Annotated in this window: 22 protein-coding genes and 1 pseudogene; 16 read left to right on the plus strand and 7 right to left on the minus strand. The window is 44.2% G+C overall.

Going from position 1 to position 24,296, the window contains the following annotated elements; genetic code table 11:
• Positions 1-150 precede the first annotated feature (150 nt).
• Entirely contained in the window at positions 151-1,041 is an 891-nt protein-coding gene (locus AB8613_RS18075) for a LysR family transcriptional regulator (protein ID WP_017630336.1), read from the minus strand.
• 154 nt (positions 1,042-1,195) lie between these two features.
• Between AB8613_RS18075 and AB8613_RS18080 the strand changes: the two genes are divergently transcribed.
• The gene (locus tag AB8613_RS18080) at positions 1,196-1,549 is read left to right on the plus strand and encodes a DUF413 domain-containing protein (RefSeq protein ID WP_019819999.1); all 354 of its coding nucleotides are present in this window, start codon (positions 1,196-1,198) and stop codon (positions 1,547-1,549) included.
• A 565-nt stretch (positions 1,550-2,114) separates the two neighbouring features.
• Positions 2,115-2,915, plus strand: a complete 801-nt coding sequence (gene nagB, locus AB8613_RS18085) for a glucosamine-6-phosphate deaminase (RefSeq protein ID WP_008216780.1) — start codon at positions 2,115-2,117, stop codon at positions 2,913-2,915.
• 346 nt (positions 2,916-3,261) lie between these two features.
• Here the strand turns inward: nagB and AB8613_RS18090 are convergent, their stop codons facing one another.
• The 3 genes from AB8613_RS18090 to AB8613_RS18100 form a co-directional block, all read right to left on the minus strand.
• Positions 3,262-3,798, minus strand: a complete 537-nt coding sequence (locus AB8613_RS18090; protein WP_222433371.1) for an MltR family transcriptional regulator — start codon at positions 3,796-3,798, stop codon at positions 3,262-3,264.
• A 50-nt stretch (positions 3,799-3,848) separates the two neighbouring features.
• On the minus strand, positions 3,849-4,997 hold the full coding sequence (locus tag AB8613_RS18095; RefSeq protein WP_146492603.1) for a mannitol-1-phosphate 5-dehydrogenase: 1,149 nt from the start codon (positions 4,995-4,997) through the stop codon (positions 3,849-3,851).
• A 183-nt stretch (positions 4,998-5,180) separates the two neighbouring features.
• Entirely contained in the window at positions 5,181-7,073 is a 1,893-nt protein-coding gene (locus AB8613_RS18100) for a PTS mannitol transporter subunit IICBA (RefSeq protein ID WP_372385463.1), read from the minus strand.
• A gap of 575 nt (positions 7,074-7,648) precedes the next feature.
• On the opposite strand from AB8613_RS18100, the gene AB8613_RS18105 reads away from it, so the two are divergent.
• The 4 genes from AB8613_RS18105 (at position 7,649) to norW (ending at position 12,436) form a co-directional block, all read left to right on the plus strand.
• Positions 7,649-8,515 (plus strand): glycerol kinase, encoded by an 867-nt coding sequence (locus AB8613_RS18105; RefSeq protein WP_372385465.1) that lies wholly within the window; start codon positions 7,649-7,651, stop codon positions 8,513-8,515.
• 323 nt (positions 8,516-8,838) lie between these two features.
• Positions 8,839-9,495 carry an NAD(P)H-dependent oxidoreductase gene (locus AB8613_RS18110; protein WP_123285028.1) on the plus strand — a complete coding sequence of 219 codons (657 nt, stop codon included), beginning with the start codon at positions 8,839-8,841 and terminating at the stop codon, positions 9,493-9,495.
• Between the two features lie 264 nt (positions 9,496-9,759).
• Positions 9,760-11,265, plus strand: a complete 1,506-nt coding sequence (gene norV / locus AB8613_RS18115; RefSeq protein ID WP_372385466.1) for an anaerobic nitric oxide reductase flavorubredoxin — start codon at positions 9,760-9,762, stop codon at positions 11,263-11,265.
• Position 11,266: 1 nt separating this feature from the next.
• Positions 11,267-12,436 (plus strand): NADH:flavorubredoxin reductase NorW, encoded by a 1,170-nt coding sequence (gene norW / locus AB8613_RS18120; RefSeq protein WP_372385468.1) that lies wholly within the window; start codon positions 11,267-11,269, stop codon positions 12,434-12,436.
• Positions 12,437-12,637: 201 nt separating this feature from the next.
• On the opposite strand, the gene gltS is transcribed toward norW, so the two are convergent.
• The gene (gene gltS / locus AB8613_RS18125) at positions 12,638-13,864 is read right to left on the minus strand and encodes a sodium/glutamate symporter (protein WP_146492613.1); all 1,227 of its coding nucleotides are present in this window, start codon (positions 13,862-13,864) and stop codon (positions 12,638-12,640) included.
• A gap of 316 nt (positions 13,865-14,180) precedes the next feature.
• Positions 14,181-14,537: a YibL family ribosome-associated protein gene (locus tag AB8613_RS18130; RefSeq protein WP_060980886.1), complete on the minus strand. Its 357-nt coding sequence runs from the start codon at positions 14,535-14,537 to the stop codon at positions 14,181-14,183.
• Positions 14,538-14,862: 325 nt separating this feature from the next.
• Between AB8613_RS18130 and AB8613_RS18135 the strand changes: the two genes are divergently transcribed.
• Entirely contained in the window at positions 14,863-15,660 is a 798-nt protein-coding gene (locus AB8613_RS18135) for a DUF4344 domain-containing metallopeptidase (RefSeq protein ID WP_372385469.1), read from the plus strand.
• Positions 15,661-15,790: 130 nt separating this feature from the next.
• On the opposite strand, the gene AB8613_RS18140 is transcribed toward AB8613_RS18135, so the two are convergent.
• The gene (locus tag AB8613_RS18140) at positions 15,791-16,177 is read right to left on the minus strand and encodes a tautomerase family protein (RefSeq protein ID WP_017070218.1); all 387 of its coding nucleotides are present in this window, start codon (positions 16,175-16,177) and stop codon (positions 15,791-15,793) included.
• A 252-nt stretch (positions 16,178-16,429) separates the two neighbouring features.
• Here AB8613_RS18140 and AB8613_RS18145 point away from each other — a divergent pair, with 252 nt between their 5' ends.
• The 9 genes and pseudogenes from AB8613_RS18145 to AB8613_RS18185 all read left to right on the plus strand — a co-directional run bounded on the left by AB8613_RS18145 (position 16,430) and on the right by AB8613_RS18185 (position 24,253).
• Positions 16,430-17,050: an LON peptidase substrate-binding domain-containing protein gene (locus AB8613_RS18145; RefSeq protein WP_372385471.1), complete on the plus strand. Its 621-nt coding sequence runs from the start codon at positions 16,430-16,432 to the stop codon at positions 17,048-17,050.
• Positions 17,051-17,160: 110 nt separating this feature from the next.
• Entirely contained in the window at positions 17,161-17,808 is a 648-nt protein-coding gene (locus AB8613_RS18150) for a sigma-70 family RNA polymerase sigma factor (RefSeq protein ID WP_086714594.1), read from the plus strand.
• The gene (locus AB8613_RS18155) at positions 17,801-18,481 is read left to right on the plus strand and encodes a ChrR family anti-sigma-E factor (RefSeq protein WP_285953378.1); all 681 of its coding nucleotides are present in this window, start codon (positions 17,801-17,803) and stop codon (positions 18,479-18,481) included. Before AB8613_RS18150 ends, AB8613_RS18155 begins: the two co-directional genes overlap by 8 nt.
• Before the next feature lie 144 nt (positions 18,482-18,625).
• Positions 18,626-19,573 (plus strand): YbgA family protein, encoded by a 948-nt coding sequence (locus AB8613_RS18160; protein ID WP_372385473.1) that lies wholly within the window; start codon positions 18,626-18,628, stop codon positions 19,571-19,573.
• Complete coding sequence (gene phrB, locus AB8613_RS18165; protein ID WP_372385475.1) at positions 19,570-21,000, plus strand: deoxyribodipyrimidine photo-lyase; 1,431 nt, start codon at positions 19,570-19,572, stop codon at positions 20,998-21,000. The genes AB8613_RS18160 and phrB overlap by 4 nt, the downstream gene beginning before the upstream one ends.
• Positions 21,001-21,014: 14 nt before the next feature.
• Positions 21,015-21,446, plus strand: a complete 432-nt coding sequence (locus AB8613_RS18170) for a nuclear transport factor 2 family protein (RefSeq protein WP_285953380.1) — start codon at positions 21,015-21,017, stop codon at positions 21,444-21,446.
• Positions 21,446-22,177, plus strand: coding sequence for an SDR family NAD(P)-dependent oxidoreductase (locus AB8613_RS18175; protein WP_372385477.1), 732 nt, complete (start codon positions 21,446-21,448; stop codon positions 22,175-22,177). The genes AB8613_RS18170 and AB8613_RS18175 overlap by 1 nt, the downstream gene beginning before the upstream one ends.
• A 2-nt stretch (positions 22,178-22,179) precedes the next feature.
• Positions 22,180-23,451 (plus strand): NAD(P)/FAD-dependent oxidoreductase, encoded by a 1,272-nt coding sequence (locus tag AB8613_RS18180; protein ID WP_372385479.1) that lies wholly within the window; start codon positions 22,180-22,182, stop codon positions 23,449-23,451.
• A pseudogene (locus AB8613_RS18185) lies at positions 23,448-24,253 on the plus strand (DUF1365 domain-containing protein). Before AB8613_RS18180 ends, AB8613_RS18185 begins: the two are co-directional and overlap by 4 nt.
• Positions 24,254-24,296 lie beyond the last annotated feature (43 nt).

Genomic DNA, 24,296 nt, shown 5'->3' on the forward strand with positions numbered 1-24,296 from the left:
TTAAACGATTTTATTTGAATTAGAAACGATCTCTAATTCAAAAAAGAAGTACATCTCTGGTTTAAAACAAAAATGGCTCCCAACTATACAACTAGTTAGGAGCCATTTTTTTATCTCGTCAACAAAGCATATTGCTGGCTGCGCGTGCTATTACTCTGGCGTCTGTTCAGCGGCTTGTTGCAGCGTGTAAGCGGTCGATGGGTCAATCTCATTAACCAATTTCTCAACCTGCATGATCGCATCCACCGAGGTGCTGCTTTTGCGGTAGCTCAGATAAATTGGGCGATACCAGTCTTCAACCCCTTTCACCTTGTGCAGCTGACCCGAATCGATAAAAGGTTCGACTAGAGAAACCGGAAGATACGCACTACCGCCTTTCTCTAAAATGAAATCGAGGGCAATACGCGCTGTAGAGGTACGAAGATAAGGTGCCGGAACTTTAGGGTGACGTTCTGCGTGTTCTGAACCGAAGCGCGTTCCCCAATCAACATACACATATTTATGTTGGAATACCGATTCCAGATCATCTTGCTGTGTTGATACCAACACCAAAACCAAATCAGCCACTTTTTTACAGTTCAGCTCTTCCGCTTTGATCTGATCGAACGCGAACGCCATATCTAAAGTTCGTTCTAACAAGTTTCGGTTCAGTTGCTCGCGCCCCATCACCTCTGCCATAAAGCCGTAACCACCAAAAGAGTCGGTCACCACACTTAAACAGTTTTGTAGATACGCATCCCAAATATTCGGCGTGCCACCCAGCGTTAACTGCAAGGCTTTACCACTCTCTAACGACAGCTCAAATTTGGCTTGTTGTAGGGTGGACACCATCACTTCGGCATAACCAATCAAACGTTCACCGGAAGATGTGAGTTTGATGTTATTGCGATCACGAATGAAGAGTTGAGTATCAAAATAGCCTTCAAGCTGTTTGATCCGCGCACTCACCGCCGCTTGTGTTAAATACAAGTTTTCAGCTGCACGCCCAAAATGGCGCACCCTTGCAACCTCAAGAAAGGTTCTAAATACTTTCACATCCATCAAATACATCTCTGTAATAAATCTGCTAACTAGCCGATCTAGGATTGTTTATCGTAAAGGCAAAAACGTTTTGTTTCCTATTTTAGCCTTTTAACAATATTTTCGCGTGAACAATAAACACTAATTTCTATCTAACCACATTACTGAGGCTGATATGTCTGAGACCGAATTCCGACACGGAAAAAAACGTTTTTATGACACCATTAAATTCCCACGAGGGTTCGCTAAGTCGGGTGATTTTACTCTTTCAGAAGAGGAAATCCTAACCTTGTTTGGTGACACTATGCTTGCACTTGAAACTGGTGAACTAGCACCAATCAATGCAGAAGAAAAACACTTCATTAAAGTGTTATCTCACCCTCATAAGGCAAAGTCCAAGTTAGAGCGTGTTTGGTTGAAGTACATTCAACTGGCTCGTGGACGCCGTCGCTTTCATACCCTAAACGGCTGCAAACGCGGTGAAGTGCCTAGGGAAGAATACGAAAGTGAGTTAGTGTTAGAAGATTAGTAAAACCGCTCAAAGTGATTCCTCATCACTTTGGGCTTTTTTTGCCTTCGAACACACATCTTCATTGTAATTGATAAGTTTAGCCAAACTGTCCATTTTTACCAATATTTATATATAATTCATAGTGATAGCGTGAATAAAACACGGCTCTTTCTCAATATCCTAGGGATTCATCCCAATGATATTCATCGTTCTTTATCCCGCTCCCGTCTTTTATCACGATAGCACCTCATTGCCATCATTATTTTCTAGCCTCAACTATACTTTCAAAGCTTGTTAATACGCCGAAGTATATCAAAACCTCAATACCTATTAATACGTAGAAACACCGTCCCTTTCAGGCGCTGAATTAGATCAATATTGCTCTATATGACAAACGTATTAATCTTGTTTAACGTAACTAAATATCCATACAATAATTGTGCAATTTTGATAGTTCCAGTCACACATATGACGAAAAAAGCAAAAACTTGACCTAAAACAATAGCGGAACTCGACAACTTATTTTATAATGCGAATTAATGTTTCAGAACACTATAAAATTTTATTTCTAGGGGCAAAATCAATGAGACTTATTCCATTAAGCAACAAAGCAAAAGTAGGTAAATGGGCTGCTCGTCATATCGCAGATTCTATTAACAAATTCGCGCCAACTGCTGAGCGTCCATTTGTACTAGGTCTTCCTACTGGTAGCACACCTCTAACTACTTACGCTGAGCTAATTGAACTTTACAAAGCTGGCGAAGTTAGCTTCAAGCACGTTGTAACATTCAACATGGATGAGTACGTTGGTATCGACCCTAACCACCCAGAGTCTTACCGCACTTTCATGCACGAGAACTTCTTCAACCACGTTGATATCCAAGCAGAAAACATCAACCTGCTAGACGGTCAAGCTGAAGACATCGATGCGCACTGTGCAGCATACGAAGAGAAAATCCGTTCATACGGCAAAATCAACCTGTTCATGGGCGGCGTAGGCATCGACGGTCACATCGCATTCAACGAACCTGGTTCTTCTCTATCTTCACGCACTCGTATCAAAACGTTAACTGAAGACACTCGTATCGCGAACTCTCGTTTCTTCGATGGCGACATCAACCAAGTTCCTAAATACGCACTAACTATCGGTGTTGCTACTCTTCTAGATTCAGAAGAAGTAATGATCCTTTCTCTAGGTCACAACAAAGCTCAAGCGCTTCAAATGGCTATCGAAGGCTCTGTAAACCACATGTGGACTGTTACAGCTCTACAGATGCACCGTAAAGCGATCATCGTTGCTGATGAGCCAGCTCAACAAGAGCTAAAAGTTAAGACTCTACGTTACTTCCAAGAGCTAGAAGCTGAGAACATCCAAGACCTATAATCTCAGGTTTTGTTGGAACAAAAAGCCACATTATGAACTGACCCCCAATAATTGGTGTCCAACTATTGGGGGTCAGTTCATAATGTGGCTTTTTTTGTACCTGAAATTCGCGGTCAAGGTACAAAACTACCCAGCGATTAAAACAAAAGGTGCAGATAGTAATCGACATAAGAATCGTCAATTCGTGTCATGCTTAGCTCGAAAGAAATAGTAAAGCTGGAGTGAATACAAAAAAGCGATTTCTCAAGCTAGAGAAACCGCCATCAATTTAAGTTTGGAATGAAACAAACGAGCAAATGCAAGATATGTATGTGAAGGCTCGACACAGTGAACGAAGAATAGAAAGCTAAGAACTCAGCGCGTTATCTCGGCACAAGGTAGTGATAATGTCAGTGATAGCTAAAACGATCGTCGACTTCACTTTTTGATTATGTCGCCCCAAAAACATTTCAAGCATTGGACCAGACATGGTCTCCACCATCTCCGCATCATATTCAATTGGCATAATACGCTGAATCGCGTGTACCTTATTAAGCTCAAATATAATGTCGACTTCTGTGAAACTGGTGTCGTCACCCTGTATTTTCGCCCACTCTTTCAAGGTAACGAAAACCTCTAAATCGTCATAAAGCTCTTTACTGATGACACCAAGCCCTAATAGTAGCTTAGCGCGAATCATAATCTCGCCTAACGGGCCACCGCTGTTAAGAAGAGGTTCTACAACAAACTTAATTGCAGTATCGTCTTTCTTGAAGATATTCTTTAATACGGCATCTACCGTGTCATCCAATGCATCGTAAGCAGCCATTAGGCAGGCGCCAGCACTCTCAGCTTCTGATAGGGCTTCAAGTAATTCAGTTTCATGGCTAGTTTGTATTGGCATAACGGCTCGGCAATAAGAAAGTGCCACCGGGGTGGCACTTTGATGATTTATCATTTCAATGCTAGATAAGCTTGTTCCGCTAGTTTAACAACTTCTGAGTCGATATTCAGCTCAGAATAATGCGCTAATGTCTCAGCAAAACCTTTTTCTGCGAACATTGCCTGAAGTTCAACCGCTTGAGGGTCATCTTCATTCTTATAGTGGAACGCAGCTGCGATCGCTTTTACAAGGTGCGCATTAGGAAGACCGTATTCTAGCGTACCGTTCAATGGCTTGACTAGACGATCTTGTGGGCTCAGCTTACGAATAGGCTGACGGCCAACACGGTCAACTTCATCACGTAGGAACGGGTTAGCAAAACGACCAAGAATTTTCTGGATGTATGCCGCGTGCGCTTCAGGATCAAAGCCGTAACGCTTAATCAGAACAGCACCGCTTTCTTCCATCGTTGCTGTTACTTCAGCGCGGATTTTGTCATCTTCGATAGCATCTTTGATTGTCTCGTGACCCGCAAGCACACCAAGGTATGCCGTTACCAAGTGACCTGTGTTCAGCGTGAACAGTTTACGCTCAACGAACGCCATTAGGTTATCAGTGCATTCCATACCAGGGATGTTTGGAATATCACCTTTGAATTGTGTTTGGTCTACGATCCACTCGCTGAACGTTTCAACCGTTACTGCAAGAGGGTCTGTTTCGCCCGCTTCTGCAGGTGGAACAATGCGGTCAACCGCAGAATCAACAAAGCCAATGTGCTCTTCAGTGAACGCTTTCATTTCATCAGAAAGGTGCTCTAGAACCGCTGCTTTTAGTTGGCTAGTACCGCGAACCATGTTCTCTGCCGCGATGATGTTCATTGGCGCCGTGTTGTTTGCTGCTGCACGCTTTTCGATACCTTGAGCAATAGACTTAGAAATGATTTTAAGAACCGTTGGGCCAACTGCTGTCGTCACAATGTCAGACTCAGCAATGCAATCTACCACAGCGCTTGTTGCTGAGTTTACTGCTGTCACGTTTTTAACAGTTTCAACAACGCACTCTTCACCAACAATCTTCACTGGGTATTCTTGGCGTTCAATTAACGCGTTAACAACCGTTTCATTTACGTCAGCAAAAGTAACCTTCATACCAGCGTCAGAAAGAAGTTTACCAATGAAACCACGACCGATATTACCTGCACCAAAATGTAACGCTTTCATAATTTTGACCTTATAAATATTTGAATCTAGATAGCTAACTGCTCAACAACATGCCTGATGATTAACTAGAGACATTAAGCAGTAAGCTATTCAGACTGAATCTTGTTAAGACAGATTTAGACCGAAAATGAGGCCAGTAGGGGGATACCGGCCTCCTTCACTTAGGAGCTTGACTAGAGCTTTTTAGTTTCCGTTGAGAATACGTAGAACATCAGCAGGGTTTGTTGTGTTCTGTAGGCATTCCACAGCGTCTTCATCATCAAGTGAATTGGTAATAGCCATCAGCACCATGTTGTGCTCATCGCCTTGTGCGGCAATACCGATAACCATCTTCGCGATATCGTCTTCATCTTCGCCCCACTGAATACCTTCAGGGTACTGACAGAATACGATGCCGGTTTTTTGTACGTACTGTTTTGCTTCGATTGTGCCGTGTGGTACTGCGATAGACTCACCTAGATAGGTAGACACAAGCTCTTCACGAGCAAACATGCCGTCTACGTATTCTGGAGATACGTTGCCCAGTTTGACCAGTTGCTCACCAGCGAACTTGATTGCGTCTTCTTTTTGAGTCGCTTTAAGGCCAAGGAAGATGCTGTCATTAGTCAGTGCAAGCTTGTTGCCTTCTTGTGCTGGAGCCGCTGCAGGAGCCGGAGCTTCTACTTTTGCTTCACCACTTTGAGCGTCGGTAAGCTCTGTAACTAGCTGGTCGTATACACCGCCGTCTAGGAAGTTGCTTAGAGACATGTGCATTGCACCTGGTACGGTGTTACGAGCACGGTCTGTTAAGTCTTTATGCGTGATAACAATTTGCGAATCAGCTGGTAGGTTGTTGATTGCGTAGTTGGTTACCGTGATATTTAGGCCCGCTGCATCTACTTTCTTACGCAGTAGACCAGCACCCATTGCACTTGAACCCATACCCGCATCACACGCTACGTATACTGCTTTCACGTCAGCTAGGTTGATGTCTGCACCCGTTGCTGCACCTTTAGAAGACGCTTTCATGTCTTTCATTTGCGCTGATGCTTTCTCTAGTGAATCTTCCTCATCATCTTGCGCTGATGTTTTAAGAAGGATTGACGCTACAACAAACGATACTGCCGTTGCTGCGATAACCGATAGAATCACGCCGATGTAAGAGCCTTTTGGTGTCATCAACAGAATCGCGAAGATAGAACCAGGAGACGCTGGAGAGATTAGGCCAGAGCTGAACATTACGTTAGTGAATACACCAGCCATACCACCTGCGATTACCGCTAGGATTAGACGTGGGTTCATTAGAACGTATGGGAAGTAAATTTCGTGGATACCACCTAGGAAGTGGATGATAGATGCACCCGCAGCAGATTGCTTCGCACTGCCTTTACCAAATACCATGTAAGCAAGTAGTAGACCTAGACCAGGACCTGGGTTCGCTTCAATTAGGAAGAAGATAGAACGACCGATTTCTTCAGACTGCTGAATACCTAGTGGAGAGAAAATACCATGGTTGATTGCATTGTTTAGGAATAGGATTTTCGCCGGTTCTACAAAGATAGAAGCAAGAGGTAGTGCACCCGCTTCAACCATCACGTTAACGCCAGCTGCTAAACCAGAAGACAGAACTTTCACAGCAGGACCAATCACGATGAACGCGATAATCGCGCAGATCATACCGATGATACCAGCAGAGAAGTTGTTCACTAGCATTTCGAAACCACTCTTCACTTTACCGTGAACAGCTTCATCGAATTTCTTGATTGCGATACCACCTAGTGGACCTACAATCATTGCACCCATGAACATCGGGATGTCAGTACCAACGATAACACCCATTGTTGTGATGGCACCCACTACCGCACCGCGGTCACCACCAACCATTTTACCACCGGTGTAACCAATCAATAGTGGCAGCAAGTAAGTAATCATAGGGCCAACCATTGATGCTAACGTTTCGTTAGGCCACCAACCTGTTGGGATGAATAGTGCTGTAATGAAACCCCACGCAATGAATGCGCCGATGTTTGGCATTACCATATTGGATAAGAAACGACCAAAATTTTGAACCTTGATCTTCGCTTCTGGTGATAACATAGGTAGAACCCCGTAGTGTATTGGTTGGTCAAATGACCGAAAATGTGTGCTCAAAAGTTGATTGAAATGTATCACAACATTTCCAAAATGCACCTCAAGCCAATTTTCGTGATAGCAATCACACACAAAAAACACTTAGGGGTTACTGGGAACGATTTAGATCACAAAAACGCCATGAATTAAAATTACAAAGCAAAATTAACGATAATAAATCTCATTTACACAAGATCCAGATCACACTTATGAATTCAACCATCAAAAATAATTAGTGATACGGATCACACTTAATAAAAGGCACACCTTAAAAACTATAAATCATGTATGAAAGAACGCCATTCCAAGTGTGTTTTCTATGCACCCAGATGAATTTATCTTGTTATTTTGTAATTTAATTACAAAAACAGATTAATGCCTGTTTTTCAAAATTCTGATTTTCCTAGCGCCCAAACTTCAAAAGACATGAACAATGAAGGAGCGAAATTGCGTAAAATAGATGTGTTATTCTAGTAATCAGTTCCTTTGTAATTCCTATCCCAACGTTATCCAGTAGCCCAATAACGACTTAAGAGAAGACTATGTCAGACAAGATCTCCACATCGGCTCTCGCTAAACAGAGAGATATAGACGCTAAAACTCTATTCAGTGACCTAAAAACAGCCGGCTATATCGTACGTTCAGAAGACCGCTGGGTGCTGACCGAACGAGGGGAAAGCTTTGGTGGGGAATATGTCAAACACAAAAAGTTTGGTGTGTTCATTGTATGGCCAGAGAAACTGCTCATCGACTTGGACACCTTCTCAGGGCAAACACTAACCGCAACTCAGCTCGGCAATGCCTTTCAACTCAGCGCAAAGAAAATCAACTTACTGCTCAATGAGCTTGGTTGGATCACAAGAGAAGAAGACGGTTGGCACGTTACCTCGACAGGTTTAAAGGCCGGTGGTGAACAGAGAGAAGATAAAGCCACACAAAACTTATTCGTGGTGTGGCACGATTCATTGGTTCGCAATAAACGTTTGAAGCAGTCTGTTGTTGAATTCCTAGGGCATGATGCTGAAAGCCACTCGACCGATGTGTCATTCTCCAGTTTTCGTCAGAAATTCGAGGCGAAGCACCGAAGCTTAGATGGGCATTATGTTAGATCAAAGGGAGAGCTGATCATCGATAACTGGCTTTATATGGCAGGAGTGGTTCATGCGTACGAGCGCCCGCTTCCGATATCAAAAGAAGTGATCAGCGATTTTTATCTACCAAGTGGCAAAGTGTACATCCAGTTTTGGGGAACCGATTCCGCGCCAATCGCCGAAGATAAACGTAAAACTACGAGAAAAATCTATGAAGAGCATGGTTTTGGCTTAATCGAAATCACGCCAGAAGATACCCCAAATCTAGACAGCGTACTTCCACCATTATTGCGTCAATATGGCATCAAGGCGTACTAAACGACTGAATCTAGACAATTCAAACCTATTAAGATCACACTTATCGAATCATTATGGACATTATTAACCATAGTGATTTGATATGTTCGCTATTTTTCCCGAGTAACTCTTCTATTATCTTACACCCATCGACTTGAGCTACCGCAGATACTCGATTTCTTGGGGCATGTTCGATAGCCATTTAAGCGTTCAGCCTTTTAGAGGCTGACTGTTCTAGAAACGACTTCTATAGAGATCTAGCCTAAATGCGTTATCCGTTTATTGTTGACGTTACCGAACATAAAACCCTACAACATTTATATTGATAGATATTAGGATTCAACATGACTCATCCAATCATTTCAGATCTAAACACTCGCTACACAGCTAAAAAATACGATGCAGAAAAGCGCATCTCTGCGGAAGACATGGAAGTAATCAAAGAAGCACTTCGTTTGTCAGCTTCTTCTATCAACTCTCAGCCTTGGAAATTCATCATCATTGAGAGCGACGAAGCAAAACAACGTTTCCACAACACTTTCGAGAACATGTTCCAGTTTAACCAACCACATGCGAAAGAAGCGTCACACACAATCCTGTTCGCTCACGATCCTAAGTACACTAAAGAGAAATTCGCGAAACGCGCAGATACGGAAGTAAGCTCTGGTCACCTACCTGCTGAAATGTATGAACAGTTTTTAGGTGCTTACGCATTCGCAGAAATGAACACTGACGAAACAGGTTTCAACGGTAACTGGACTAAATCTCAAGTGTACATTGCACTGGGTAACACACTGCACACACTTGCTCGCCTTGGTATCGCTTCAACTCCAATGGAAGGTGTAGACGCGGCTATGATCAGCGAAGAGTTTGCTGATGAGCTAGAAGGCCACGTTGTTGATGTAGCACTAGCTATCGGTTACCACAAAGACGGCGAAGACTACAACCACGGTAAACCAAAAGCGCGTTTAGCTCTTGATGAAGTCGTAACTACGCTTTAAAAACTAACAAATAAATTGCACTGCTTTATTTGGCCAGACTCTTGTCTGGCCTTTTTTATGCGCGTCTTTTGGCTATTAATCAGCATTGAAAACCACCCGAGTCAAATGGACACTTTAGAATCATATTAATCACAATGCTAAGGATGTCATAAAGACACAAAAACAAGCTCGAGAATTAAACAAACCATTCAAAAACAACACCTTAAAAACATGGCACGACTAGTGCAATGATGACCTTAGATATTTCAATAAGGTATTATCATTATGACTATTCACGTTAAATCAAATGTTCACTGGGTCGGCGTCCATGATTGGGAAACCGAACACTTCCATGGTAAGGAATACCACATGAACAAAGGTACTAGCTATAACTCGTACCTGATCCGTGAAGAGAAGACTGTACTTGTCGATACTGTCGATCATCGCTTTACAGAGCAATTCCTTGCAAACCTTGAGATGGAAATCGACATCAACGAGATCGACTACATCATTTGTCAGCATGCCGAAGAAGACCACTCAGGCGCACTCTCTGCGCTACTGGCTAAAATTCCGAATACACCGGTTTATTGTACTGAAGCTGGAGTGAACTCCATTGTTGGCCACCACCACCAACCAGACTGGAACTTCAGAACCGTAAAAACTGGTGACACTCTTGATGTCGGTAACGGAAAACAACTTATCTTCGTAGAGATGAAAATGCTGCACTGGCCAGACTCAATGGCGACTTACTTAACCAGTGATGAAATCCTGTTTAGTAACGACGCTTTCGGCCAGCACTACTGTGACGAGAACCTATTCAACGACCAACTAGACCAAGTTGAACTGCATGAACAGTGCCTGCGTTACTTCTCGAATATCCTGACGCCGTTTGCGCCGCTGGTTAAAGCAAAGATTGAAGAAGTGCTGAGCTTAGGCGTACCGATCGATGTCATTGCTACTTCTCACGGCTGTATTTGGCGCGACAACGCGACTCAAATCGTTGAGCAATATTACGAGTGGTCTAAGGCCTACAAAGAAGATCGTATTACCATTGTCTACGACACCATGTCGAACAACACTCGTATGATGGCTGATGCTATCGCAAAGGGTATCCGCAAAGGCAGCCCAGAAACGGCAATCAAAGTGTTCAATATTTCTAAGCACGATAAAAATGACATCCTTGCCAATGTCTTCCGCTCAAAAGGCGTGCTCGTTGGTTCATCGACCATGAACAATGTGATGATGCCGCAGATCGCAGCCTTACTTGAAGAGATACACGGATTACGCTTTGCAGGTAAAAGAGCAGCAGCCTTCGGGTCTTCAGGTTGGACTGGTGGCGCTGTAAAACGCATTGATGCTCGCCTACGTGAAGCGAACTTCGAGGTTAGTGCACCACAACACATCCACTGGAAACCAGACACAGATGCCCTTCGTCAATGCATTGATTACGGCATGACACTGGCCGAGGTTTGGCGTGTAGAAGCAGACGAAGTAAGCGCACCGAAACAAGTATCACGCAATGTAACACCGCTTGAAACCACACCTGCACCTGCAGAAAACACTGCCGAACTCAAAGACACGACAGAGCAGGAAACAGAAGTAGCTCAAGATAACTCAGTACACACGGCAGACTGCACGTGCTGGCGTTGTACAGTGTGTGAATGGGTATACGACCCACAATTAGGTGAACCGTACCAAGGTGTTGAACCAGGAACACCATGGGCACAAGTGCCTGACGACTTCCTTTGCCCTGAGTGTCATTTAGGCAAAGAAGTATTTGTGGAGAAGTAACATGTCGAACATTGTGATTGTGGGTGGTGGTTTCGCTGCCCTACAAACTATCAAGATGGTACGTAAACTCGACCAAGATATCGCGATCACCATGATCACGGCGGACTCGGGGGTTGAGTACAGTAAGCCGAACCTTTCGCATGCGTTCAGTCAGGAACAAACGCCCGAAACACTCACCGTACATAATGCTCAGCAGTTAGCTGAGCAGTATAACGTGGTTATTAAAACTAAAGCGCTCGTTAGCGAAATAGATATCGAGCAACAGTATATTCGTGTCGATGGCCAACCAATCCACTACACAAAGTTAGTGTTAGCAACGGGGGCTACACCATTTATTCCACCAGCAAAAGGGCTAAAACGCAGCGCGACCATTACTCTCAATAGCTTGGAAGAGTTCGAGAAACACAAGGCTCAAGTTGACGATGCCCAACGAGTCACTGTGATTGGTGGAGGCTTGATCGGGGTTGAGCTCGCCTTCGATCTTCAAACTGCGGGCAAAGATGTCACGATCATCGAGCCCGCGAGCTATCTATTAAGCAGCTTGGTGCCACCTTTCGTTTCTCTAGAATTGGAGCAAGTATTAAGAAAGTCAGGGGTGACCGTTGAAACGGACTCTGCGATTTGTCGAGCGACTTACCTCCACGATGGAGTCAGGCTACAAACTACCGCCTCACGATTAATACGAGCAGATATCGTGATTGCCGCAGCAGGATTAAGGCCAAATACGGCTTTAGCCACACAAGCGGGAATAGATGTAAACAAAGGGATTGTGGTCGATACCACCATGAGAACTAGTGCCGAGAATGTGTATGCGATCGGTGACTGCGCCGAAATCGAAGGTCGTGTGATGGCTTATCTGCAGCCCGCTATTTTGTCTGCAAACGTATTGGCTAAGCAGCTGACTATAGGTAAAGGAGAACTCAAAGTGGGTGAAGCAAATCTCAGCTTGCCTCATATCATCACCAAGGTGAAAACACCGAGTTATCCTATTCAGCTGGCAGGGCGCAATATTCACACAGCTCAGAGCTGGGAAACTCGATTCGATCCTAAAGGCATTGTCGCCAAAGGCTTCAATGAAGATAACCAGTTGGTTGGATTCATTGTCACAGGAGAGCACATCAAGGCTGCATTTCCTTTACTAAAGGAGTTGCAAATAAGTTCACCATCATAAGTACAAAGGTGTAAAAGCAGTCGACGCATTACATAGATCGGCTATATTCAACACAAAAATGCACATCAAATTCGGGAAAATTTGATGCTTATACTAGAGCAACTCGAGTATAAGCAAGCAATAAAAAAGCCAGTCAACAGACTGGCTTTCTTGTATTCATCTTAGTGCGATGAGCTTATCGCACTTAAGCAAAGGCGAACATTAACCGATAAACGAGATATACCCTTGCAGGATGATCAAGTTAACAATATCAATGAAGAACGCGCCAACAATTGGCACCACCATGAAGGCTTGTGGCGATGGTCCGTATCGATTCACCAAAGAACCCATGTTCATTACCGCTGTTGGTGTTGCACCTAGGCCGAAACCACAGTGACCACCCGCCATAACCGCTGCGTCGTAGTTAGAACCCATTACTTTGAACGTCACAAAGTAAGAGAAGATACCTAACACAACCGCCTGAACCGCAAGGATAGCCAAGAACGGAATCGCAAGATCAAAGATGTTCCAAAGCTTAAGGCTCATTAGCGCCATTGCTAGGAATAGTGACAATGACACCGTACCAAGAATATCGACCGTTTCGCTGTCAGTCTTATGCAGCTTAGTCACTTCAAACACGTTAGTGATGAACACACCGATAAACAACGCGTAAACGAAGTCAGGAATCATCAACCAAGAAATTTCAAAAGTCGCCACCCACTGCTCTAGGTACCTCGCACCCGTGATACAGATAAGAAGGATGAACAACACTTCAATCACCTTCTTCGCCGTCACTTTGTCTTCTTCATACTCGTTGTAAGTAACAAGTTCAGGGAAGCGTTCGTGCGTTTGCGTGCCAGTGCCGTACTCAGATTCAAGTTGGTTTTTGTCAATCAGCTTTTGCGCCACTGGGCTACCGATAATACCACCGATGATCAAGCCAAAGGTCGCTGAAGCCATTGCGATTTCTAACGTATTTGCAATGCCAAACGTGTCTGCAAAAGTTTGAGACCAAGCCGCGCCTGTGCCATGGCCACCCGAAAGCGTGATAGAGCCAGCAATCAAACCCATCAAGGGTTCAAGGCCTAGTGCCGTTGCTAAGGTTACGCCTACACCGTTTTGGATAATGATGTAGACCGACGCCACCCCTAAAAATAGGAAGACTTTGGCACCACCTTTCATCAGCTGCGTGTAGTTAGCCGCAAGGCCGACCGTTGCAAAGAACATCAACATGAAGGTGTTCTGCAAGGGCAAAGAAAACTCAAGATCAAGGCCATTAAAGTGCAGGGCTGTAATAGCAAAAGCGACAATCAAGCCGCCGACAATGGGCTCTGGGATGTTGTACTTTTTGAGAACCGGAAGCTTTGCATTGACGAAATGACCTAGAAACAAAACACTAATCGCGATTAGGAAGGATTCTAGTGGTCCAATTGAAATTAATTGATTCATATAACCTCTATTTTTTTACGTTCTCATCTTCCTTAATGAGTCTAGTTTTATCTGTAATTATTTGTGCTGCTCTACCTATATTTATTGCAAACTGGAGAGAAATTGTGGATTAGAAAACGAACACATTACTGCGGTCGCTTAGTGCCATGTTAGTAGCACGTTAACTTTTATAGGAGATAAAAGGATTTGTGACAACAATCACCTCCAAAAAGTTAAAAACGGCGTGAGTATTTTTGCCGTTGATTCTGCTTTTTCAATACCTAAAAAAGCAAAAAGGAGCTATTGCTAGCTCCTCTTTCATCACCATCGCTGGTAATTAGAATTTTTTCGGTGCGTAACCAGTCATAACCTCAATGCGAAGCTCTTTACCGATCTTTGTCATTGGGTGAACAATTACAAGCCCTTTTACAGACTTCTTAAGTTTGCCCATATCCGCTTGCTCAGCCTTAGTAATCTCGCGGCTAAATGGCATATCAATCAGAGACTTACGCTCTTGATTCACATCGTAGCTTTCTTTGTGTTTAAGCTGGGCAATTTTCTTAGTTAGCTTCTTAATCTCTTCCTCGAACTGACGAACAACAGGACGATCATTACGAGTTTTAGCAGCATCTAACTTGTGGCGACACTTGTCTAGACGGTTGTTAATTTGTTGAAGTTCGTTTTTAACACTCATAATAATTTCCTAAGATTTAACAAGCCAATTCGGATTGGGGCGCGGAGTATAGCACAAGGGTTCTGTTGAACCGAAATTTATCTGTTAATTACCAACAAAACCGAATCACACGAACACCACTCATTCAGCCCACCTATCCTTTATAACGAATATCTAAACGGTTTTTTATTGATAGGATAGCGCCTACTTCAAAAATTGCAGTCCTCGATGCATCAAAATTCCGTCTAAACTTATACTCTAACGCAGTAACTAACTCAGGGTACACAGCTTGGGGTATCCACTCCTGCAACGACTCTGATTCGTAGCGTAATCACAAGGATAGCCGATGACATTATTGAAAAGAACATTGACCTGTAGCCTAGCTCTGAGTTCAATGTTTGCCGCAACTTATGCATCTAGTGAACAAACAGCCCAAAGTAACTTAATCGTCGAATACTTTGCACCGAAAAATGCCGAAGAAGAGCAGCTCAAACGCGAGATTCAAAGCAGTGGCGTTAATGACACCGTGATTGAACTATCAAGCCAACTCTTCATGTTTGAAAAGCCGTTAACCATTAAATATGGCGGGGAGGAAGGACCGCTCTACGATCCACAAACCCATCAAGTGCTGATCCCTTACCGCTTTTACGCTGAGTCACTCAATTACTTTGAGCAGAACCAATATGAAAAAGAGTATGGCAAATCTGCGCAAACCGGCGCTATTGATACCTTGCTACACACCCTGCTACACGAAGCTGGGCATGCTTATATTGAAGACCAAAAGATTGCCATCTTGGGCAAAGAGGAAGATGCGGTAGACAACCTAGCAACCATCCTATTACTTAACTATGTGGAACATGGCGCCGATGCCGCGATCAGCGCAGCAGACATGTTCGCTTTCGAGTCAGAAGACCGCCCGGAGTATTACGACTTGGGGGAATACATCGACGAGCACAGTTTCGATCTGCAGCGTTACTTCTCCACGTTATGCTTGGTGTATGGCAGCGACCCCGATGCTTATAAAAACTTGCTCGATGAAGTGGAAAACGACTATTTGAAAGATAGGAAAGAGTTCTGTGTCGAGCACTTTGACGTGATCAATGAAAATTGGCATCAGTATTTAAAAGAGAGTGACGATGCTTAGATGCTTAGATGCTTAGATGCTTAGAGGTTAGTGTCGAGAACGAGACAAAACGGCTTTGGCATCAAATTCCAAAGCCGTAACCCGATAGGTTGGCTTAAGTCTTACGTGTTAAGAGTTAAGAGTTTAAACCCTAGACCTTCACTTTATATTTCAGATCTTGAGCTTCATCGCCCGTCATACCTCGAAATCCCCAGCAGTGCGATGGCTGTTCCTTAATGGTGATTTCGATATCAATTGGAGAGATAGCTAACTGCTTCTCTATCTCAGAAAATATCTTCTTGATTAAGCGCTTTTTGGTGTTTACCGCCCGACCTTCCATCATGTTGATCTCAATGACGGTATAAGCTTCTGTTCTTCCTTCCGGGTAAAAGAAGTCATCTCGTTCCAATGGCACAAATCGATGTGCTCGCTTGTCATCGGGTAAACCCATCTCACTGTTCAAGCACTGCTGCAACACATTAGAGAGCTGCAACTTAATTGGATTTAAGCACTCTTTGATACCATAAATAACAATCATGACCATTCCTTTGATGCAATGTTAGGTATAGAAGAACGTCAGATAGAAGCATCGTCTTGCGACCACCCATTCGCTTACTATTTGTACACATATTACCTAATGACGCGTATGAGAAAAGGTAAAAACAATGAATTTATGAACAGGTGCAACAAAATACCTATCCCTTTGCGAACATAAGCCGAAGCGAATTGATCGAACACCACCCTCCCCGCGTATATCTTCTCAAATCACATTTGAACTAAGGAGTGCTATGTGCCGAATTCACCGAGGAAGACCACGCCGACAGACGCCGAACTAGAAACACCCATAGAGTCTTCTTTCGAGCTCGCTGTGTTTCCTCTCCCTATCTTCCTTCTCCCCGGAGGCAGACAAAGACTGCGCATTTTTGAGCCAAAGTATCTCGCGATGGTTGCTCACGCAGCGCAGAGCGATGGTTTCATTATCTCCACTCAAGACAACTCGAACCCTGATCATCTCAGTTCTTGGGGAACAAAGGTGAACATCGTCGACTTCAATATGTCGGATGACCAGATATTGGAAATTGATGTCGAAGGCGAAAAGTTGGTGCAACTTCATGACTCGTTTCGAGACAATGATGACTTAATTAAAAGCAAGTTCAGCTTGTTGCCCCACTGGCCAGCCCATGAATATCAAGTGCCAAACGTGTTTACCGCATTTTTGGTTCAGTTGTTTCGCGACCACGATTCGATAAGAACACTCTATCCCACTCCAGATTTCGAGAGTCCTCAATGGATCTGTGCACGATTGCTCGAAATGATGCCTATCCCATTGGAAAAGAAAACAGAATTTACTGAGCCTGCTAGTTTTCCGTCCCTAGTTCCTTTTTTGAATCAAATCATCACGGGGCAATAAGCACTTTTCTTCACTATAATTTTGTATAGTGGAAATTAATTTAAATTTAAGTGATCCCGACCTTCAACTTACACGTAGTGCCACTCAAATTCGCATGATGGTTATTTACTATGCAAGTCGAAAGTAGAAGTTCAGGGAAAGGCAAGGAGCATGTCATTATCCCAGACAAAAAAACAACGACCGAGTCCAAGGTTCCAGCAGAACTTTCAAGCTGGTTGATCTTGGTTGGTACAGACAGAGACAAGCAGGCATTTACCTGTTTGTTCAAGTTCTTTGCTCCCAAGATAAAGCGTTTCGGAATTAGCAAGTTAGGTGGTGAAGCTGCTGCAAACGAGCTAGTTCAAGACACCATGACCAACGTTTGGAAGAAAGCTCATCTGTATAAAGAAGACAAAGGCGCTGCGACGACTTGGGTCTACACGGTCATGCGAAACGCTGCATTTGATATGTTGCGCAAAGTAAAAGCAAAGGCTGAACAAACAATCGCAGACGACATCTGGCCTATCGACGCGATGGTTGCGGAATCTCAGAGTGATCAATTACCGTTTGGCGATCATTTGATGAGCCGACACGTAATGACACAAATAGAGAAGCTGCCTCTGGCCCAGAAAACCATTGTCAAAGGTGTTTACTTTCAAGAGCTCTCTCAAGAGCAACTCGCTCAGCAACTTGGCGTCCCACTTGGAACCGTGAAATCACGTCTAAGACTTGCTTTAGCCAAACTTAAGGTTCATATGGGGGAACAAAGTCATGATTAAACATCACCCAAATGCTGAAATTTTGAAAGATTTTGTCGATGGCACGCTCGCAGACTCTGTTTCTTTGATTGTTTCTAGTCACGTAGAACTGTGTGAACACTGCCAACAGCAAGTTAAGCAGCTTACCGCTGAAGCGGCGAATAACGTATTCGACGCGGATTCAGTATTTTCAAGCGATGACCTAAATAGCTTCTCAATGGACGATATGGGCTTTGATTTCGACGCGATTGATCAAATCACTGCTGATTTATCTCAGTCGGTCGAAGTTGAGCCAAAGGTAGAACAAGTTACCGTTGCAGATACCACGTTCACAATCCCCCGCGCTCTGAACTCAGTGGCGAGAAAAGATTGGATGAACCTAGGCAAAATTTCACGAGCAAGACTCGATTTCGATGACGAAGCACACCACTCCAGTTTGTTGCACATAGATAAAGATGGACAAGTACCTTGCCACACTCACAAAGGCTTCGAGATCACGCTGCTTCTAGAAGGTAGTTTCGAAGACGAAATGGGCGTCTACAACAAAGGCGATTTCATCTGGTTGGATGGTAATCATACTCACCAACCTGCGACCAAAGAAGGTTGTGTGTGCTTGACCGTTTCAAGTGATGCCTTGTACTTCACTAAAGGTGTAAGCCAACTGTTCAACCCGTTAGGTAAGTACATTTACTAGTTTAGAAAGATTTACCGGGTAGATCACAAGATGCACAGCGTTGGCTAGGTAGAAAAGTAACAACCGGACTAAAGTAATCTGGTATAAGCAACAAACCACATAATATAAAAACAATAATGAGCAATGAGCGTAAGGAATTGACCAATGGATAAAAAAATAAAAATAGGCATTAGTGCATGTGTCGCCGGTCATAAAGTTCGGTTCGATACTGGCCATAAACGTTCTCGCTTCTGTACAGACGACCTCGCAGATTACGTGGAATTGGAACCCGTTTGTCCAGAGATGGGCGTTGGTCTTCCAACTCCACGTCCAACCATTCGTCAAACAAGAATGTTAGATGACATCATCCACGTTTCTCGCCCAGACGGGTCTGGTGATGTGACCAATGAGTTAATCGAATTCGGTCAAAACTATTCGAAGAATAACCAACACATCGCGGGTTTCATCGTGTGTCAGAAGAGTCCCACTTGTGGCATGGAGCGTGTGAAGGTGTATCACCATCATGGCCGTGGCTCTGAATCAACAGGTGTGGGCATGTTCACCCAACAGATCATGGATGGCAATCCGCTGCTTCCAGTTGAAGAAAACGGTCGCCTTAACGACCCAATTCTGCGTGAAAACTTCATGACTCGAGTGTTCACTTACCAGAAGTGGCTAGACCTTGTTGATGAAGGCATTACTAAGCACAAGTTGATTCAATTCCACAGTGCTCATAAATATCTAGTGATGTGTCATCACGTAGAGGGTTACAAACGCCTTGGTAAGCTATTAGCAGGAAATGAGCTCGACATTAACGAGCTTGCAGACCAGTACATTGAAGGTTTGATGACGGCGTTATCACATCACGCAAACCGCGGCAGTCACGCCAATACGCTGCATCACTTGCAAGGATACTTTAAGAAACAACTGAGTAGCGCTCACAAACAAGAACTCACCAACCAGATCGCTTCATTTAGAGAGGGCGTGATTCCACTACTTGTGCCACTGACGTTGATCAACCACTATCTAATGGAATACCCAAACGAGTACTTGGAGTCACAGGTTTACCTAAACCCTCATCCACAAGAACTTAAACTGAGATACGGATATTGAGCGACATTCTATGGATACGACGAGACCTTCGGATTCACGATAACCCAGCGCTCGTCGCGGCAGTTGAAAACGGTGTTACGACCGCCGTTTTCATTTCAACCCCGCAGCAATGGCAGCAACACAACCTTGCACCAATCAAAGCTGATTTCATCTATCGTCACCTAGAACAGTTCAAATCTCAGCTCGCTGAGTATGGGATTACACTGCTGCACCTCAAAGCCAGCGATTTTGCTGACCAAGCCCGACAGCTCATCGAATTATACGGACAACTTAATGCCAAGTGTGTGTACGCAAATTCAGAGCCTGAGGTCGATGAACAAGCCCGCGATAAAAAGCTGATAACAAGCGGCCTAAACCTGAAGATAAGCGACTGTGACGTTATGCTGCCATTAGGTAGTGTTCTTAACAAACAAGGCGAGATGTTCAAAGTCTTTACGCCCTTTAAGAACGCGTGGCTAAAAGAAGTTCAGGTGAAAGGCATCATCTGTAGCCCAGCTCCTGTCGCGCCCGTTAAGCTTCAACAAACACAGCCTTCACAAGAGCAACTTCCTGACGACTTACAAGCCTTAACAATCTCCGCTGACTATGATTTCGACTTTCCTCGTGTTGATTCAAGTCGCTGGCCATTGAGCCAAGACGTATTAGGCAATGTGATCCCCAATTTCTTAGGTAATAAAGTCAACGACTATGCGCGTCTGAGAGATATTCCCTCAGTCAAAGGAACATCTGGCCTATCGCCTTATTTAGCGATTGGCGCAGTGAGTCCACGTTGGTTAGCGATTCAATTGATTCAGCAACAACCCGATTTGTTATTTGATACGCAATTACCGGCCTTTTGTTGGCTCAATGAATTGATTTGGCGAGATTTTTATAAGCATTTGATGTTCCACCATCCTAAACTGGTTAAAGGTGCGAACTTTCAGCAAAAATACAATGGTTTAGATTGGTATCACGATCATCCAAGCTTCAAAGCTTGGTGCGAAGGAAAAACAGGATATCCATTGGTTGATGCAGCAATGCGTCAACTGGTTGAAACGGGCTGGATGCACAACAGGCTAAGAATGGTGGTGGCAAGCTTCCTGACCAAGCACCTGCTTATTGACTGGCGTTGGGGCGAACGTTTCTTTATGTCGCACCTGATCGACGGTGACTTTAGTGCCAACAATGGTGGCTGGCAATGGGCTTCAAGTACTGGCTGTGATGCTCAACCTTACTTCCGAATTTTCAATCCAATCACCCAGAGTGAAAAGTTTGATCCAAAAGGAATTTTTATTCGTAAGTACATACCAGAGCTGCAAAATATCCCTGATAAGCATGTACATTTTCCACATGACTTTATCGCTAAAAACGGAATAGACAGCGAATACTGGCAACCCATCGTTGAGCACAAAGAAGCACGATTGAGAGCCTTAGCCTTCTTCAAATAATTAGAGTGAATATTATGGATAACTCTCTATGGCTTGATAACTTTCTCAACATGTATCGAGAACTCGGAACCGACAATTTCGACGTACTTAAGACGGTTTATCACCCTGATATTGAATTCCAAGATCCGCTGCACCATGTCAGCGGTATCTCGGCGTTGACTCACTACTTCGAGAACCTCTACACCCAGGTAACGAGCTGTTACTTTCATATCGAGCACACTATCGAAGCGAACGACGAAGCTTCTGTTTATTGGACGATGCAGTTTGCTCACAAGCAATTAAATGGGCAAAAACCGATCGAAGTACAAGGGCACAGTCACCTTAAGATGCTCGACGATCAAGTGGTCTACCACAGAGACTACCTCGACGTCGGCTCTATGTTGTATGAGCACATTCCAGTATTGGGCTGCGCAATCAAATCCATCAAGAAAAGAGCGAGCCGATAATGCGTATTATGATAACAGGCGCGACCTCAGGTATCGGCCAATCACTGACACTCGATTATGCTCAACAAGGGCATCAGGTGATTGCTTGTGGCCGTAACCCAGAAAAACTACAAGCCTTAGTCGATTCCCACGAGACGGATTTATCCCACTCATCAATAGAGCCACTTTGTTTTGACCTAACCGACTACCACAACTTTCCGGTACTAGATCAAGATCAACCGCTCGACCTGTTGATTTTGAACGCGGGGGATTGTGAGTACATCGACGACCCAATGAATTTTGATGCGGAGCTTTTCGAGCGCGTCATCAACATTAACCTAATCTCAATTGGCTACGCCTTAAAAGCGTGGCTCAAAAACATCAAACCCGGCGGTCGCTTGGTTTTGGTAAGCTCCAGCGCCAGCTTTTTACCTTTGCCTAGAGCCGAGGCTTATGGCGCTTCAAAGGCAGCCCTCACCTACTTAGGCAGAACACTGTCGGTTGATCTGGCCGAGCACAATATTAATGTCTCAATTGTGCACCCAGGCTTTGTTGAAACGCCATTAACCGAGCGAAATACTTTCTCTATGCCTATGATTATTAGTAGTGAGGCCGCAACTCAGCGAATCGTAAATGGTATTGCTCAAGGAAAGAGTGAAATCGATTTCCCAAGACGATTCATCATGTTGATGAAGCTACTAAGAATGCTTCCAACTCCAGTTTGGCAAAAACTCGCTTCAAGGATGGTATAACAATGAAGAAAATCGCCATTATTGGGTCTGGTATCTCTGGACTCACTTGCGCACACATATTAGATAAGCACCACGACGTGACCGTATTCGAAAAAAACGATTATGTTGGGGGCCACACAGCCACCGTTGATATTGAACATCAAGGCTCGGCGTTTTCGATAGATACCGGTTTCATCGTATTCAATGATCGAACCTATCCAAATTTCAATCAGCTACTCGAACAACTCGGTGTTGAAAGGCAACCTACCGAGATGAGTTTCAGCGTTCACAACACAACGACTAAGTTTGAATACAACGGCCACAGCATCAACTCTCTGTTCGCTCAACGAAGTAATATTTTCAAACCTCAATTTTGGTCTTTGGTATCTGACATTCTCAAGTTCAACAAACTGTGTAAGGCTCAATTCGAAAGCAATAAGTTCACACCGGATGTTACCTTGGGCAGTTTCTTGCGTGATAACCAGTTTTCCGACTTCTTTAGCCAGCACTACATTCTGCCGATGGGTGCCGCTATTTGGTCGACAAGCTTAGAAGAGATGGAAGAGTTTGAGCTTAAGTTCTTTATTCAGTTTTTCTACAACCACGGCCTGCTCGACATTGCTAACCGCCCGCAGTGGTACGTGATCCCTAAAGGGTCTCGCTCTTATGTTGAGATCATTCTTTCGCGTTTGAACAAACCGGTCGCATTGAACACATCGATCAAACAGGTCACCCGCCAAGAGACTGGCATTACCATTGAGTTTGAAGATGGCGGCACACAAGACTTCGATGAAGTGATATTCGCTTGTCACTCAGACCAAGCCCTGCGCCTACTTGGTGACGCAACTGAACAAGAGCAACAGGTACTGGGCGAGATCCCATACAGCCGCAATGAAGTGGTTCTGCACACCGATATTCGCTTATTACCAGACAGAAAACTGGCTTGGGCAAGCTGGAACTACATGTTGGATGGCGACAGTAAACGACCTGCCTGTGTGACTTACAACATGAACATTCTGCAAGGCATCGAAAGCCAAGACACCTTCTGCGTCACCTTGAATCAAAGCGAAGCCATCGACCCAGAGAAAATCATTCGCAGCTTTGTATATCACCACCCAGTATTGAACTCCAACACGGTCAACGCACAACAACAGCGAGATCGAATTTGCGGTAAACAGAATACGCATTTCGCAGGCGCGTATTGGTACAACGGATTCCACGAAGATGGCGTTCATAGCGCGCTTGATGTGACCAAACGCTTCGGCTTAGATTTGAGTACGAGTTCGACATTATGAACACGCACACCATGACACCCGACATGGGGATCACATCCGAAAAGAGTGAAGAGCTCAGCGGTATCTATTGGGGTAATGTCAGACATCGCCGTTTTGGCGACATCACCCACGAGTTCAGTTATCAGCTTTATATGATGGGGTTAGATCTTGATGAACTGCCCCAAACCACAGCGCGCAGTGCTCTGTTCGGAACTCGATGGTATAACCCGATTCGCTTTGTCGAATCGGATTATCTCGCTGAAAAAAAGAAAATGTCTCAACAGATGAACCAAAATCACTTAAGCAACGTATAGCTTCCAAAGTGCAACAACTTGGTGGTGTTTGGTCTGATTCAAACCGTGTGACGATGCTGGCTCAGTGTCGCTGTTTAGGTATCTATTTCAGCCCAATCAACTGTTTCTTCTGTTATGACGAGACTGGAGATTGTAAGTACATGCTGGCTGAGGTGAGTAACACGCCTTGGCGAGAAAGACACTACTATCTCATCGACATGCACCAAGAATTAAAGGTAAAAAAAGAGTTTCACGTTTCGCCGTTCATGGACTTGAACATGACTTATTTTTGGAAGATTAAGCCACCAGCGAAACGCACATTAGTCCACATCGAAAGCCGCCGAGACGACAAGCTTTTCGATGCGACACTGGCTCTGACGAAACAGTCAGTAACCAAGACAAACATTAGACGGACAGTATTCAAGACTCCGGCGATGACGATAAAAGTCGTGATGGGAATTTATTATCAGGCTCTCAAATTATTCCTGAAAAAAGTACCATTTGTGGCGCACCCAGACTCAACATCTTAAGCGCCTTCACAGCAACTAAATAGTACAACGCAATGAAGCTTGG

It is taken from the genome of Vibrio sp. BS-M-Sm-2, from assembly GCF_041504345.1.
GTDB lineage: Bacteria > Pseudomonadota > Gammaproteobacteria > Enterobacterales > Vibrionaceae > Vibrio > Vibrio satsumensis.

What these genes read in the sequence shown, in the direction of transcription:
- gltS (WP_146492613.1), bottom strand. Translation starts at nt 13,864, where the DNA reads ATGAATCAATTAATTTCAATTGGACCACTAGAATCCTTCCTAATCGCG.
- AB8613_RS18100 (WP_372385463.1), bottom strand. Translation starts at nt 7,073, where the DNA reads ATGTTATCACCAGAAGCGAAGATCAAGGTTCAAAATTTTGGTCGTTTC.
- AB8613_RS18095 (WP_146492603.1), bottom strand. Translation starts at nt 4,997, where the DNA reads ATGAAAGCGTTACATTTTGGTGCAGGTAATATCGGTCGTGGTTTCATT.
- AB8613_RS18130 (WP_060980886.1), bottom strand. Translation starts at nt 14,537, where the DNA reads ATGAGTGTTAAAAACGAACTTCAACAAATTAACAACCGTCTAGACAAG.
- nagB (WP_008216780.1), top strand. Translation starts at nt 2,115, where the DNA reads ATGAGACTTATTCCATTAAGCAACAAAGCAAAAGTAGGTAAATGGGCT.
- AB8613_RS18075 (WP_017630336.1), bottom strand. Translation starts at nt 1,041, where the DNA reads ATGGATGTGAAAGTATTTAGAACCTTTCTTGAGGTTGCAAGGGTGCGC.
- AB8613_RS18180 (WP_372385479.1), top strand. Translation starts at nt 22,180, where the DNA reads ATGAAGAAAATCGCCATTATTGGGTCTGGTATCTCTGGACTCACTTGC.
- AB8613_RS18175 (WP_372385477.1), top strand. Translation starts at nt 21,446, where the DNA reads ATGCGTATTATGATAACAGGCGCGACCTCAGGTATCGGCCAATCACTG.
- AB8613_RS18105 (WP_372385465.1), top strand. Translation starts at nt 7,649, where the DNA reads ATGTCAGACAAGATCTCCACATCGGCTCTCGCTAAACAGAGAGATATA.
- norV (WP_372385466.1), top strand. Translation starts at nt 9,760, where the DNA reads ATGACTATTCACGTTAAATCAAATGTTCACTGGGTCGGCGTCCATGAT.
- AB8613_RS18090 (WP_222433371.1), bottom strand. Translation starts at nt 3,798, where the DNA reads ATGCCAATACAAACTAGCCATGAAACTGAATTACTTGAAGCCCTATCA.
- AB8613_RS18155 (WP_285953378.1), top strand. Translation starts at nt 17,801, where the DNA reads ATGATTAAACATCACCCAAATGCTGAAATTTTGAAAGATTTTGTCGAT.
- AB8613_RS18080 (WP_019819999.1), top strand. Translation starts at nt 1,196, where the DNA reads ATGTCTGAGACCGAATTCCGACACGGAAAAAAACGTTTTTATGACACC.
- norW (WP_372385468.1), top strand. Translation starts at nt 11,267, where the DNA reads ATGTCGAACATTGTGATTGTGGGTGGTGGTTTCGCTGCCCTACAAACT.
- AB8613_RS18110 (WP_123285028.1), top strand. Translation starts at nt 8,839, where the DNA reads ATGACTCATCCAATCATTTCAGATCTAAACACTCGCTACACAGCTAAA.
- AB8613_RS18170 (WP_285953380.1), top strand. Translation starts at nt 21,015, where the DNA reads ATGGATAACTCTCTATGGCTTGATAACTTTCTCAACATGTATCGAGAA.
- AB8613_RS18140 (WP_017070218.1), bottom strand. Translation starts at nt 16,177, where the DNA reads ATGATTGTTATTTATGGTATCAAAGAGTGCTTAAATCCAATTAAGTTG.
- AB8613_RS18160 (WP_372385473.1), top strand. Translation starts at nt 18,626, where the DNA reads ATGGATAAAAAAATAAAAATAGGCATTAGTGCATGTGTCGCCGGTCAT.
- AB8613_RS18150 (WP_086714594.1), top strand. Translation starts at nt 17,161, where the DNA reads ATGCAAGTCGAAAGTAGAAGTTCAGGGAAAGGCAAGGAGCATGTCATT.
- AB8613_RS18135 (WP_372385469.1), top strand. Translation starts at nt 14,863, where the DNA reads ATGACATTATTGAAAAGAACATTGACCTGTAGCCTAGCTCTGAGTTCA.